9 protein-coding genes and 1 pseudogene are annotated in these 13,457 nt (G+C 68.7%); 8 read left to right on the forward strand and 2 right to left on the reverse strand.

The window, feature by feature from the left end; genetic code table 11:
- Window position 1 precedes the first annotated feature (1 nt).
- From CWS39_RS04200 to CWS39_RS04215, 4 genes and pseudogenes are all read left to right on the forward strand, one after another.
- Window positions 2-1,099 carry a vWA domain-containing protein gene (locus CWS39_RS04200; protein WP_102141647.1) on the forward strand — a complete coding sequence of 366 codons (1,098 nt, stop codon included), beginning with the start codon at window positions 2-4 and terminating at the stop codon, window positions 1,097-1,099.
- A gap of 54 nt (window positions 1,100-1,153) precedes the next feature.
- Window positions 1,154-1,630, forward strand: coding sequence for a (2Fe-2S)-binding protein (locus CWS39_RS04205; RefSeq protein WP_102141648.1), 477 nt, complete (start codon window positions 1,154-1,156; stop codon window positions 1,628-1,630).
- A pseudogene (locus CWS39_RS04210) lies at window positions 1,627-4,009 on the forward strand (xanthine dehydrogenase family protein molybdopterin-binding subunit). Before CWS39_RS04205 ends, CWS39_RS04210 begins: the two are co-directional and overlap by 4 nt.
- Window positions 4,006-4,857, forward strand: coding sequence for an FAD binding domain-containing protein (locus tag CWS39_RS04215; RefSeq protein ID WP_102141649.1), 852 nt, complete (start codon window positions 4,006-4,008; stop codon window positions 4,855-4,857). Before CWS39_RS04210 ends, CWS39_RS04215 begins: the two are co-directional and overlap by 4 nt.
- On the opposite strand, the gene CWS39_RS04220 is transcribed toward CWS39_RS04215, so the two are convergent.
- On the reverse strand, window positions 4,854-6,971 hold the full coding sequence (locus CWS39_RS04220) for an acyl-CoA dehydrogenase family protein (RefSeq protein ID WP_102141650.1): 2,118 nt from the start codon (window positions 6,969-6,971) through the stop codon (window positions 4,854-4,856). The two genes, CWS39_RS04215 and CWS39_RS04220, sit on opposite strands and share 4 nt — an antisense overlap.
- 276 nt (window positions 6,972-7,247) lie before the next feature.
- Between CWS39_RS04220 and kstR the strand changes: the two genes are divergently transcribed.
- The 3 genes from kstR to CWS39_RS04235 are packed head-to-tail and all read left to right on the forward strand — an operon-like array spanning window position 7,248 to window position 11,326.
- Complete coding sequence (kstR, locus tag CWS39_RS04225) at window positions 7,248-7,853, forward strand: cholesterol catabolism transcriptional regulator KstR (protein WP_199177950.1); 606 nt, start codon at window positions 7,248-7,250, stop codon at window positions 7,851-7,853.
- A 3-nt stretch (window positions 7,854-7,856) separates the two neighbouring features.
- A complete protein-coding gene (otsB, locus tag CWS39_RS04230) occupies window positions 7,857-10,397 on the forward strand; it encodes a trehalose-phosphatase (RefSeq protein ID WP_102141652.1) in 2,541 nt (846 codons plus the stop codon).
- Window positions 10,394-11,326, forward strand: coding sequence for an aminoglycoside phosphotransferase/kinase family protein (locus CWS39_RS04235; RefSeq protein WP_102141653.1), 933 nt, complete (start codon window positions 10,394-10,396; stop codon window positions 11,324-11,326). Before otsB ends, CWS39_RS04235 begins: the two co-directional genes overlap by 4 nt.
- Window positions 11,327-11,375: 49 nt before the next feature.
- Here CWS39_RS04235 and CWS39_RS04240 read toward each other — a convergent pair whose 3' ends face one another.
- Window positions 11,376-12,476: an Rv3575c family transcriptional regulator gene (locus CWS39_RS04240; RefSeq protein WP_102141654.1), complete on the reverse strand. Its 1,101-nt coding sequence runs from the start codon at window positions 12,474-12,476 to the stop codon at window positions 11,376-11,378.
- An 87-nt stretch (window positions 12,477-12,563) separates the two neighbouring features.
- Between CWS39_RS04240 and CWS39_RS04245 the strand changes: the two genes are divergently transcribed.
- Window positions 12,564-13,454 (forward strand): metal ABC transporter solute-binding protein, Zn/Mn family, encoded by an 891-nt coding sequence (locus CWS39_RS04245; RefSeq protein WP_102141655.1) that lies wholly within the window; start codon window positions 12,564-12,566, stop codon window positions 13,452-13,454.
- The last annotated feature ends 3 nt before the right edge of the window (window positions 13,455-13,457 follow it).

A 13,457-nucleotide genomic window follows, 5' to 3' on the forward strand; every position in this document is an offset into this window, starting at 1 on the left:
GATGTCCACCGGGCCTGAGGTCGGCGTCGCCGGATTCGCGCACGCGTTGGCCGCCGCGGGCCTGCCCGTCACCTCCGATGGCGTCGAAACCTTCACCCGGGCACTCCAACTCGTCGAACTCGCCGATCCGAGGCAGGTGTACTGGGTCGGCCGCGCCACCCTTTGCCGCGCGCCCGACGACATTCCGTACTACGACCAGGTGTTCGAGAACTGGTTCGGCTCAACGGCATTGGTGCAGACCACGCCGCACACACAACCACGCCAGGGCCGCATCGCCGCACTGGAGCCGTCCAGCGACACCCGGGCCGACGGTGATGCGCCCCTGCTGCGGGTCGCGGCCGACGACACCGAGATCCTGCGCCACAAAGACATCGCCGACCTCACCGCGGCCGAACGTGCGCATCTGGCCGAGCTCGTCGCGGCACTGCGACCCCACCCGCCGACACGCCCGGCCATGCGACTGCGTCCGTCGCGCCGCGGCCCCGTCGACCCGCGCCGCACCGTGCGCAGCATGCTGGCCGCGGGTGGCGAACCGGTACAACCCCGCCACCACCGCAAGGCGACCCGGCCCCGCCGAGTGGTGTTGCTGCTGGACGTGTCCGGATCGATGAGCCCGTACGCCGATGCGCTGCTGCGGTTCGCCCACATCGTCGCACGCAGCAATCCGCTGGGCACCGAGGTGTTCTCGCTGGGGACGCGGCTGACGCGGCTGTCACGAGCGCTGCGGGGCCGCGATCCCGAGTTGGCACTGGCCGCCGCCGGCCGCACGGTGCCCGACTGGGCCGGCGGCACCCGGCTCGGTGAGACGCTGCGCGCATTCCTGGACCACTGGGGCCGTCGCGGCCTGGCCCGCGGTGCCGTCGTGGTGATCTTCTCCGACGGCTGGGAGCGCGGCGACCCGGCGTTGCTCGCCGAGCAGATGGCCCAGCTGCGCCGCCTCGCCCACGCGGTGTTGTGGGTCAACCCGCATGCCGGTGGGAAGGGATACGAACCGGTGCAGTCCGGGATCGCCGCTGCGCTGCCGTACCTCGACGGTCTGCTGGCCGGCCACAGCCTGGCCACGCTGCAGGAACTGCTGGCCCAGATGCGTACAGTCTGAACCGGTTTCACCATTTCGCCGGTCAGTGCCCGTCGCACACGCCAGAGTAGGACCATGCGCATCAACCTCACCGTCGATGGGACCTCGTATACCGACGACGTCGAGCCGCGCCTGCTGCTCGTGCACTACCTGCGCGACCGGCTCGGCAAAGTCGGCACCGTCGTCGGCTGCGACACCAGCAATTGCGGCGCGTGCACCGTCCACCTCGACGGGCACAGCGTCAAGTCCTGCTCTGTACTGGCCGTTCAGGCCGACGGCTGCGAGGTCCTCACCGTCGAAGGGCTCTCGGCGAACGGCACGCTGCACCCCATCCAGGAGGCGTTCCGCGACAAACACGGTTTGCAGTGCGGGTTCTGCACACCCGGAATGATCATGCAGACGCTCGACCTGCTCGCCGAAGAACCCGATCCGGACGACGACACCGTGCGGCACGGGCTGGAAGGCAATCTGTGCCGCTGCACCGGCTACCAGAACATCGTGACTGCCGTGCAGGATGCGGCGCAGCGGCTGCGCGCGGGCGGTGCCCGATGACCGCGCCCGTCGCCAGCCCAGAACGCGAGATCGGTAAGGCGCGTCGGCGCAAGGAAGACGAACACCTCATCACCGGGCGCACCCGGTGGACCGACAACTTGGTGCTGCCCGGCATGCAACACCTGGCGATCCTGCGCAGCCCGCTGGCGCACGCGCGCATCACCGGCATCGACGTCAGCGCCGCGCGCGATATGCCCGGCGTGGTGGCGGTGTTCACCGGTGCCGACTTTGCCGACGAGCAGGGCAGCCTGCCGTGCGCGTGGCCCATCACCGAAGACATGCAGGCGCCGACCGCCCCCTCGCTGGCGGTGGACACCGTCAACTTCGCCGGCGAGGCCGTCGCCGTCGTGGTGGCCCGCAGCGCGTACGAGGCCTACGACGCGCTCGAGGCGATCGACATCGACTACGAGGATCTGCCGATCGTCCTCGACCTCGCAGCCGCGGCCGCCGACGACGCCGACCTGGTCCATCCCGACCTCGGTACCAACGTCAGCGCCACCTGGACCTTCGATTCGGCCGAGGCCGGCACCGGGGGCGATGTCGAAGCGGCCATCCGTGACGCAGAAGTGTTGGTGGAGCGCACCTTCCGGCAACAGCGGCTGATTCCGGCGTTTATGGAGCCGCGCTCGGTGGTGGTGGACCCGACGGGCCCGCAGCTCACCATGTGGTCGGCCACCCAGATCCCGCACATCCTGCGGCTGATGCTGGCGACGACGCTGGAGATCCCCGAACACAAGCTGCGCGTCATCGCCCCGGACGTCGGCGGCGGCTTCGGCGGCAAGCTGCAGGTGACGCCGGAGGAGGTGATCACCCTGCTGGTCGCGCGGCGACTCGGCAAGCCGGTCAAGTACACCGAAACCCGCAGCGAGTCGATGCTCGCCGCCCATCACGGCCGCGACCAGATCCAGAAACTGACGCTGGCCGCCCGTCGCGACGGCACCGTCACCGGTCTGAAGGTCGAGCTGCTCGCCGATATGGGCGCCTACCTACGACTGGTCACGCCCGGAGTGCCGATCCTGGGCGCGTTCATGTTCAACGGCATCTACAAATTCCCGTCGTATCACTTCAGCTGCACCAACGTCTTCACCAACAAGACGCCCACCGACGCCTATCGCGGTGCCGGACGCCCGGAGGCCACCTTCGCCATCGAGCGGATGATGGACGAACTGGCCGCCGAACTGGCGGTGGACCCGTTGGAGCTGCGCGAGCGCAATTGGATTGCGCACGAAGAGTTTCCGTTCGACACCGTCGCGGGCCTGACCTACGACTCGGGTAATTACGAGGCCGCCACCGCGAAGGCGCGGGAGTTGTTCGACTACGACGGCCTGCGTCGCGAACAGGCGTCGCGACGCAGAAGCGACGATCCGGTGCAACTGGGCATCGGGGTATCGACGTTCACCGAGATGTGCGGGCTGGCGCCGTCGCGGGTGCTCGGTTCGCTGTCCTACGGCGCGGGCGGTTGGGAGCATGCGGCGATCCGGATGCTGCCCACCGGCAAGGTCGAGGTGGTCACCGGCTCGTCGCCGCACGGGCAGGGGCACGTGACGGCGTGGAGTCAGATTGTCGCCGACACGCTCGGGGTGCCGTTCGAAGACGTCGAGGTGCTGCACGGTGACACTCAGAGTTCGCCCAAGGGTCTGGACACCTACGGGTCACGGTCGCTGGCGGTCGGCGGCATCGCGGTGGTCAAGGCCGCCGAGAAGGTAGTCGCGAAGGCGAAACCGTTTGCGGCGCATCTCATGGAGTGCGCCGAGGACGATCTCGAGTTCAGCGAAGGGCGATTTCGGGTAAAGGGAACAGAGAAGGCCGTCGGGCTCGCAGATGTGACGCAGGCCGTGTTCGCCGCGCACGATCTGCCCGACGGCGTCGAACCCAACCTCGATGCGGAGGCGACCTACGATCCGGAGAACTTCTCGTTCCCACACGGCACCCACCTGTGCGCCGCCGAAGTCGACACCGAGACGGGGCAGACGGATTCGCTCGTATGTGTGTGTCGACGACGTCGGCCACGTGGTCAACCCGATGATCGTGGACGGACAGGTGCACGGCGGGTTGGCGCAGGGCATCGCGCAGGCGCTGTACGAGGAGGCCGTGCACGACGAGTCCGGCACGCTGCTGTCCGGGTCGTTCGCCTCCTACCTGTTGCCGTCGGCGGTCGACCTGCCGTCCTTTGTGACGGGGCGCACGGAGACTCCGGCCACCGACAACCCGTTGGGCGTCAAGGGCGTTGGCGAGGCCGGCACCATCGCTTCCACCCCGGCGGTGGTCAACGCGGTGCTGGATGCGGTGCGCCATCTCGGGGTACGCGACATTGAAATGCCGTGTACGCCAATGAGGGTCTGGCGAGCCATCCAATCGGCCCGCGGAGGTGCGCAGTGATCCCGGCAGCATTCGACTATGTCGCCCCGACCACGGTCGACGACGCGGTGCGGGCTCTGGCGGATGCCGGAGAGGACGCGAAGGTCATCGCCGGCGGGCAGAGTCTGATGCCGATGCTGCGGCTGCGGCTCGCCGCGCCGACGGCGCTGATCGACCTCACGCGCATCGCGGAGTTGCGCGAAATCCGCGAGGACGGCGACGATCTCGTCGTCGGCGCCATGGCCACCTATTACGATCTGCTGCGAAATCCCTTGGTGCACGAGCACGCACTGCTGCTGATCGAGGCGACCCGAACCGTCGCCGACCCGCAGATCCGGCACCGCGGCACGCTGGGCGGCGCGTTGGCGCACGCCGATCCGGCCGGTGACTTGTGTGCGCCGGTGCTGGCATTGGAGGCGACGCTGACGGCCGTCGGGCCGGCGGGTCGCCGGACGATTCCGGTCGCGGAGTTCTTCGTCGACTACTTCACCACCGCGCTGCAGCCCGATGAGGTGCTCGTGGAGGCGCGGATTCCCAAACACACCGGCTGGGGTGCGCGCTACGAGAAGTTCAATCGGGTTGCGCAGGCCTGGTCGATCGTCGCCGCGGCGGCCACGGTCGAGATGGACGGCACAATGATCCGGCAGGCGCGTATCGCGTTGACGAATATGGCGTCGGTGCCGGTGCGGGCCCGCGCCGTGGAGGAAGCGCTGACCGGTCAAGAAGCGTCGTCGGATGTGATCCGCGCGGCGGCCGAGCATGCCGCGGAGGGCACCAATCCGATCAGCGATGACAACGCCGACGCAGAGTACCGGATACACCTGGCCAAGGTGCTGACGCGCCGCGCAGTGATGGCCGCGGCGTCCTAGCGCGGCAGGCCGAGCAGGCGTTCGCCGGCCAGCGTCAGCAGGATCTGCTCGGTGCCGCCGGCGATGGTCAGGCATCGCGTGTTGAGGAAGTCGTGCACGGTCTTGTTCTCGACCACGCCGCCGCCCTCGGACAGCTCCATCCGGAACTCCGACAGCGCCTGCCGGTAGCGCACGCCGATCAGCTTGCGGGCAGACGATTCCGCGCCCGGATCCTGTCCCCCGACGGCCAACTGCGCGATCCGCTGGTCGAGCAGCGAACCCACTTGCGCGGACACGATCAGTTCGCCGAGCCGGTCTTGCAGCGCCGGGTCGAGGTCGAGTTCAGTCACCGTACGCAGCAGCTCTTCCATCGGGTTGCCGAGCGCGGTGCCGTGCGCCATCGCGACCCGCTCGTTGGCCAACGTGGTGCGGGCCAGCCGCCAACCGTCGTTGACCTGGCCGACGACCATCTCGTCGGGCACGAACACGTCGTCGAAGAACACCTCGTTGAACAGGTCGTCACCGGTGATCTCGCGCAGCGGGCGAATCTCGATGCCCGGCGATTTCATGTCGACGAGGAAGTACGTGATGCCCTTGTGCTTTGGCGCATCCGGGTCGGTGCGGGCAAGGCATACACCCCAGTGCGCCTTGTGCGCCGCCGACGTCCACACCTTCTGCCCGGTGAGCCGCCAGCCGCCGTCGACACGAACTGCCTTGGTGCGCAGCGACGCCAGGTCGGAGCCTGCGCCGGGCTCGGAAAACAGTTGGCACCAGATCAATTCACCGCGCAGCGTCGGCGGTACGAACCGCTCGATCTGCTCGGGGCTGCCGTGTTCGAGGATGGTCGGCGCTGCCCACCATCCGATCACCAGGTCGGGCCGCTCCACTCCCGCGGCGGCCAGCTCTTGGTCGATCAGCAGCTGTTCGGCCGGAGAGGCGTTGCGGCCGAACGGTTTCGGCCAGTGCGGTGCCTGCAGACCCGCCTCCGCCAACCCGATCTGGCGCTTCTCGACGGGCAGCGCGGCGATCTCGGCGGCCGCAGCGGCGATCTCGGGGCGCAGATGCTCCACCGATTCCAGGTCGATGCGCAGCTCGCGCCGCACCCCGGCCTGGGTCAGCGTGGCTACGCGGCGCAGCCAGCGGTACGAACCTCCGAGAAAGTGTGAAATGCCGTATGCCCGACGCAGATACAGGTGCGCGTCATGCTCCCAGGTGATGCCGATGCCGCCGAGCACCTGGATGCAGTCCTTGGCGTTGGCCTTGGCGGCGGCGATGCCGGTGGCGGCCGCGACCGCCGCCGCGATCGACAGCTGCTCGTCGGACTCTTCAGCCGCCCGGGCGGCGTCGGCCGCGGCCACCGAGGCCTGCTCCGAGCGCAACAGCATCTCGGCGCACATGTGCTTGATGGCCTGGAAGCTGCCGATCGGCTTGCCGAACTGCTCCCGCACCTTGGCGTATTCCGTTGCGGTACGCAGCATCCAGCGGGCCAGTCCGGCCGCCTCGGCCGCCTGCACCGTCGCGGCCAGATCGTCGAACCGCTGCCCGGAGACCGGCAGCACCTGTGCCGGTGCCGATGTCAGTTCGACGCGGGCCAGCGGGCGGGAGAAGTCGGTGGCCTTGAGCGGTTGCACCGAAACCCCTTCGGCGGCAGCGTCGACCAGCAAGACCTCATCGCCGGTGCGCAGCAGCAGCACCCCGGCGGTGTCGGCGCCCAACACGTACTCGGCGGTGCCCGACACCACGCCGTCCCGATAGGTCAGGTCGGCGGCCAGCGCGACGCCCGCCGTGCGCTCCCCCGAGATCAGCGCCTCGAGCACGCCAGCATCGGAGTCATCGGTGATCACCAGGGTGGCCAACGCCGTCGTCGCCACCGGGCCGGGGACCAGCGCCGCGGCGGCCTCGTCGACCATGGCGCACAGGTCGGCCACCGTGCCGCCGGCGCCCAGGTCCTCGGGAACCGCGACGCCGAAGGTCCCTAGTTCGGCCAGACCGGCGTAGGGTGCGCGCCAGGCGGCGGGATCGCCCTGCTCGACGTTGCGGACGGCCGCCAGCGCACCGGAGCCCTCCGCCCAGCTCGAGACCAGTTCGCGCGCAGCAAACTGCTCGTCAGTGATGGTCGCTGACGCGCCAGACATCTCCGGCCTCCCTCGGCTTCGGGCGAGAAGGGCATACTTCTCACTAGAACGTGTTCTAATGGTGCCAGTGTTCGACCGTCAAGTCGACCGCCATCGCAGCAGGACACGTTCGGTGTCACCAGGGCACGGAGGTGAGAAAATAGGGATCGGCATGCGTATCGTTTTGCCTCTAGAGCCCGAGATGAAGGAGCTGCCCGCCGCATGTCCGGCATGTCACAGCCAGCACACGCGACCCCCAACCAGGGGTCGGAGTCACGACCACGTGAGGTGATGAACGTGGCCGTACTGGCCGAGTCTGAGCTCGGTTCCGAAGCGCAGCGTGAGCGGCGCAAGCGAATTCTGGACGCCACGCTGGCCATTGCCTCCAAGGGCGGCTATGAAGCCGTCCAGATGAGAGCGGTCGCCGAACGCGCCGATGTTGCGGTGGGCACGCTGTACCGGTACTTCCCGTCGAAGGTGCACCTGCTGGTCTCGGCGCTGGGCCGTGAGTTCGAGCGCATCGACGCCAAGACCGACCGGGCCTCGCTGACCGGCGGCACCCCGTACCAGCGGCTCAGCTTCATGGTCGGCAAGCTCAACCGGGCCATGCAGCGCAATCCCCTGCTCACCGAGGCCATGACACGCGCGTTCGTGTTCGCCGACGCCTCGGCCGCCGGTGAGGTTGATCACGTCGGCAAGTTGATGGATTCGATGTTCGCGCGTGCGATGAGTGACGGCGAACCGACCGAGGATCAGTACCACATCGCCCGCGTGATCTCGGATGTCTGGCTGTCCAACCTGTTGGCCTGGCTAACCCGCCGAGCGTCGGCAACCGACGTCAGCAAGCGACTGGACCTCGCGGTCCGTTTGCTCATCGGGGATGGGGAGCACCCTAAGATTTAGCGGGTGGCTTCAAGAGAGCTACCCCTTGAGCTGAAGCGCGCGCTCGGCACCGTCGCGCGTGTTCCGCGGCTGCTGGTGGCGTGCGACTACGACGGCACCTTGGCGCCCATCGTCGCGAACCCCGACGACGCCCGCCCGCTCACCGAATCCGCGGCCGCCCTGCGCGAGCTGGCCGGCCTGCCCTCGACCGCAGCGGCGCTGATCTCCGGGCGCGCGTTGCGGGACCTGGCCACGCTGTCGCGCATGCCCGCCGAAGTGCATCTCGTCGGCAGCCACGGGTCCGAGTTCGACACCGGCTTCGTGCACGCGATCGATGATGCGGCCAAGGCACTGCTGCGCCGGATCAAGGACACGCTCAGCGCGATCGCCGCCGAATACCCGGGTGTCGCGATCGAGATCAAACCCGCCAGCATCGCGTTGCACGTCCGCAACGCCGACCCGGCCGACGCCGACGGGGCGCTGAAGAAGGCGCGCAGCGCCGCAGCCGCCTGGGACGCCCAGATCACCGAGGGCAAGGCGGTGCTGGAGGTCGCGGTGATCCAGACCGACAAGGGTCAGGCGCTGGACATCCTGCGCCACCAGCAGGGCGCCTCGGCGGCGGTGTTCCTGGGCGACGACGTCACCGACGAGAAGGCGTTCCGCCGCCTGCACGGACCCGACATCGGTATCAAGGTCGGCCCCGGCGAAACGCTGGCCGAATATCGCGTCGACTGCCCCGAGGACGTCGCCGACGCATTGAACTTCCTGCTCGAGGCGCGACGGACGTGGCTGCTGGGCGGGCATTCGACGCCGATCGAGCGGCTGACCATGTTGTCGAACACCCGCACGGTCGCGCTGCTCACCCCCGACGCCGATGTGGTGTGGATGTGCCATCCGACCGGTGATTCCGCTGCGGTGTTCTCCCGACTGCTCGGCGATGCGAACTCCGGACACTTCTCGATCGGCCCGCAGCGTGCGGCGCTGCCGCTGTCCCAGCGCTATGTCGACGGCACAATGTCCGTCGAAACCCGTTGGGCCAGTTTGGTTGTGACCGACTATCTGTCACACGATGTCGGCGCCGGGCGCACCGACCTGATCCGGACGATCGGCGGTCAGGCCAAGGCCGTGGTGTCGTTCGCGCCGCGTCCGGAGTTCGCCCAGGCGCCGGTGCACCTGAAGGTCGACGACGGCGGGCTGCGCGTGTTCGCCACCAACGAGCCTTTCGTCCTGCGGGCGCCAGGCGTCCAGTGGGAGATCGTCCCCGACGGCATCCACGAAACGGCGCGTGCGGTCATCGACCCGTCATCGGGACCTGTTGTACTCGAATTGCGCTGCGGCACCGAAGATCTTTCCGAGAGCCCAGTCGACGACGAGTCCCGTCGCGCCCGCGCCGAGAGTTACTGGAGCGACTGGGTGAAGACCCTGACGCTGCCGTCGATCAAACCCGATCTGATGAAGCGTTCGGCGTTGACGCTGCGCGGTCTGGTGCACGCGGACACCGGGGCGATCATGGCCGCGGCCACCACATCCCTGCCTGAAGAGATTGGCGGCGTGCGCAATTGGGATTACCGCTACTGTTGGGTCCGCGATGCCGCGCTGACCGCTTCTGCGCTGGTGTCGCTGGGCTCGCTCACCGAGGCCGAGGGGTATCTGAACTGGCTGCACGGCGTGATCGAGACGATGCACGGCCCCGAGCGGCTGCATCCGCTGTACACATTGGCGGGCACGCTGCTCGGACCCGAGGCGGTCATCGACTCGCTGCCGGGATACGCCGGGTCGCGGCCTGTGCGGGTCGGCAACGCGGCCAACATCCAGGTGCAGCTCGACGTGTTCGGGCCGGTGGTGCAGCTGATCTCTGACCTGGTGCATAGCCGCGAGCGCCGGGGCGTCGAACAGCCGCTCACCGATGCGGACTGGAACCTGGTCTGCGAGATGGTGTTTGCCGTCGAAAGCCGTTGGCAGGAACCGGATAATGGCATCTGGGAGATTCGCGGCGCCCCACGGCATCACGTGTACTCCAAGGTGATGTGCTGGTTGACGGTGGACCGCGCGCTGAAGCTGGCCACCGAGTTCGGGCGCGAGGCGCCGGCGGGCTGGGCGACGCTGCGCGACACCATCGCCGCGCAGGTCTGCGAGCGCGGCTGGAACGACGAGGTGAAGTCGTTCACCGCCGCCTACGACGGCACCGACCTGGACGCGGCGACACTGCACACCGGATTGTCCGGCCTGATCGACCCGTCGGACCCCCGGTTCGTTGCCACGGTCATCGCAACTGAGGCCGAACTGCGCAGCGGCGCAACCGTTTACCGCTATCGCCGCGACGACGGGCTGCCCGGTACCGAGGGCGGGTTTCACCTCTGTGCGGCGTGGTTGGTGGAGGCGTATCTGCTCACCGACCAGCGGTCGCAGGCGCAGGCGCTGTTCGACCGGCTGGTCAGCGCGGCGGGGCCGACGGGGCTGCTGTCCGAAGAGTACGACCCGGTCGCCGAACGCGCACTGGGCAATCACCCGCAGGCCTACAGTCACATCGGACTGCTCCGCTGCGCGCAGCTGCTCGACCGATGAGTGATTTCGGCGTGGCTGGTCGCGCTCAGCGCGACCAGGCGCGCCGAAATCGCGCGGTTGCCGCCGCGACCGCCGCCGGCACAGATCTCGGGCTGCGTGTTTGCGAGCCGCGCGTGCTGTACGACGTGTTCTCGGTGATCGTCCATTTGGCGCCCTCGCCGGTTGTCGTGCGCGTGCCGACGGTGTTGCCGCAGTCGTTGGCCGCCGACCCGCAGGCCCAGACGGCGCAGCAGCGGCGGGAACTCGCGGCCACGGGGTGGCTGGCCGACCGTGGGCATCCGGTGGTGCCGCCAAGCCCGCTTGTGCCGCGGGAACCCGTTCGCCGCGACGGGTTTTCGATGACATTCTGGCAGCTCGTCGAGCAGGTGCCCGACACCGAGCCGCGGCGGCCGTTCGAGCTGACCGCGCGGCTGCACGCCGCTCTGCGCGATTACCCCGGCGAGCTGGAGTTCCTGACGCAGTTCAATTTCGTCCCGGACGCGCTCGCGCAGTTGGAACACCGCCCCGACCTGCTCGATGCCGCCGATCTGCAACGCGCCCAACGGGAATGGCAGCTCATCGGTCCGCTGATATCGTCGCGCGCCGCTTTCGAGGCCGCGTTCCCCGACGCGAACATCCAGCCAATCCACGGCGACGCGCCCTACTACAACATCATCGTCACGACCGACGGCGAGCTCTGGTCAGACTTCGAGCTCGTCACCCTCGGGCCCGTCGAAGCGGATCTGGCGCTGGTGGGCGCCGAGGGGCAGGCGGCCTACAACGAAGCCGCCCCGCGGTTGGGACTGCGCCCGCTGGACGAGCGGGTGCTGCGGGTCATGGAGTCGGCCGGATATCTCGCGGTGGTCGCGTGTCTGTCGATGGCGCCTCAGCTCTCGATGCTCGTCGAGTCGGTGGCACCGGCGCTCGACGAATGGCGTGCACGCCAGTGATTTCGGCGCGCTGGGTCACGGTGAGCGCGACTGAGCGCGCCGAAATCGCCTATACGGGTGGGCCCGCTGTGCGGCCGCGGACCACGTCGGTGTCGAGCACCTCGATCACCGGCAGACCCGACCGCGGCGGGTTGTGCAGCAGCTCGCCCGCGCGCCGACCCTTCTTCAGACTGGGCTGCACCACCGTCGCCAATCCTCGACGCAGCGCCTCCGGAATGCCATCGAACCCCGTCACCGTCATCTGCCCGGGGACATAGATGCCGCGCCCGCGCAGGTAGTCCATCGCCGAAAGGGCCAGCAGGTCCGCCGTGCACATCAGCGCGGTGATGCGCGGGTTGGCGGCCAACGCGACTTCGGCGGCCGCCCCGCCGGAGGTCGGCACGTGTTCGTAGCTCTCCACCACGGTCAGGGATTTCGGGTCAAGGCCCGCAGCGGTCATCGCGTCGCACACACCGCCGATGCGCTCGCGCTGCACATGGAAATGCGGCGACGCGACGCGCTCCGGATCGGCCACCGAGGGCGCCGGACTGCCGCGCGGGCGTTCCCGCCCCAGCCGCATGGTGAGCAGGCCGATGTCCCGATGGCCAAGGCCGACAACGTATTCCGCCAGGCGGCGCATGCCGTCACGGTCGTCGATGCATACCCGCGACGTGCCGGGCACGTCTTTGGGCTGATCGACGACGACCACCGGGAGATGTCGCTGAAGCACCACCGGCAGATACGGGTCGTCGTCCGACGCGGAGTACACCACGAAACCGTCCACGCCTGCCGCGAGCACGGCGGCCGACCCGTCCGTGACGCTGCGATTCGGCCCGATCGCCACCAGTAACAGCCCTTGCCCGGCCTCCTCGCACGATTCCGCCAGTCCGGCAACAAAATCCAATGCCGCCGGGTCACTGAACGAATAGTTGAGCGGTTCGGTGATCATCAGGCCGACGGCACCGGCCTTGCGGGTGCGCAGCGAACGGGCCACCGGATCCGGGCCGGGATAGCCCATCCGCTTGGCCGTGGCCAGCACACGTTCCCGCAGATCCGCCGACAGCTGGTCGGGCCTGTTGTAGGCGTTGGAAATCGTGGTGCGCGACACCTTCAACTCGGCCGCCAACGAAGCCAGTGTCGCCCGCCGCCGGGGTGCGGGACTCCTGGACATGCTCTGTGAGGTTAGCGGATTGGCACGCCACACCGGCCGTCGGCTACAGTTATTGGAAACGGTTTTCATTTGTAAGAAGGGTGGACGATGCGCACGGTCAAGACAACTGTCGGCATTGCGGTGCTTGCGCTGGGGATCGCCGGCTGCGCCCAGCCTCCGCACGAACACGCGCATGAGAACACCGTCACGGTGGTCGCATCCACCGACGTGTGGGGCAGTGTCGCCGGCGCCGTCGTGGGCGATCACGCGACGGTGAAGTCGATCCTGTCCGGCCCCGCCGCCGACCCGCATTCCTTCGAGGCCAGCCCCGCCGACGCTGCGGCCATCACCGACGCGTCACTCGTCGTCTACAACGGCGGCGGCTACGACCACTGGGTCGAAGACGTGCTGGCCAACCACCCCGACATCGCGTCCGTCGACGCGTATGCCCTGGTGAACGCCGGTGACCCGGCCAACGAACACGTCTTCTACGACCCCGCTGCCGCCAAGGCCGTCGCCACCCGCATCGCCGATCAGCTGGCCGGCGTCGACGAAGCGCACGCCGATGACTACCGCGCCAACGCGGCCGCATTCGGCCGGCAGGCCGACGCCCTGCTGGAGTCAGAACGGTCCATCGCCAAGCAGCGCCCCGGCGCGGCCGTCGTCGCCACCGAACCCGTGGCGTTCTACCTGGTACGCAACGCCGGGCTGACCGACCGCACCCCTCCGGGCTTCGCCTCCGCGGTCGAGGAGGGTGACGACCCTTCGCCCGCCGACGTGGCCGCCATGCTCGACCTCATCAACTCGCGTCAGGTCGCGGCGCTGCTGTTCAATCCGCAGACCGAGACCCCGGCGACCAAGCAGATCTCCGACGCCGCACGTCGCGCGTCGGTTCCGGTGGTCGTGGTGTCCGAAACCCTGCCCGAGGGCACCGACTACCTGGGCTGGCAGCGGCAGACCGTCGAGCAGTTGGCCGGCGCGCTGCAGACCGCGCGATAAGCC

This window comes from Mycobacterium hubeiense (assembly GCF_002838065.1).
GTDB lineage: Bacteria > Actinomycetota > Actinomycetes > Mycobacteriales > Mycobacteriaceae > Mycobacterium > Mycobacterium hubeiense.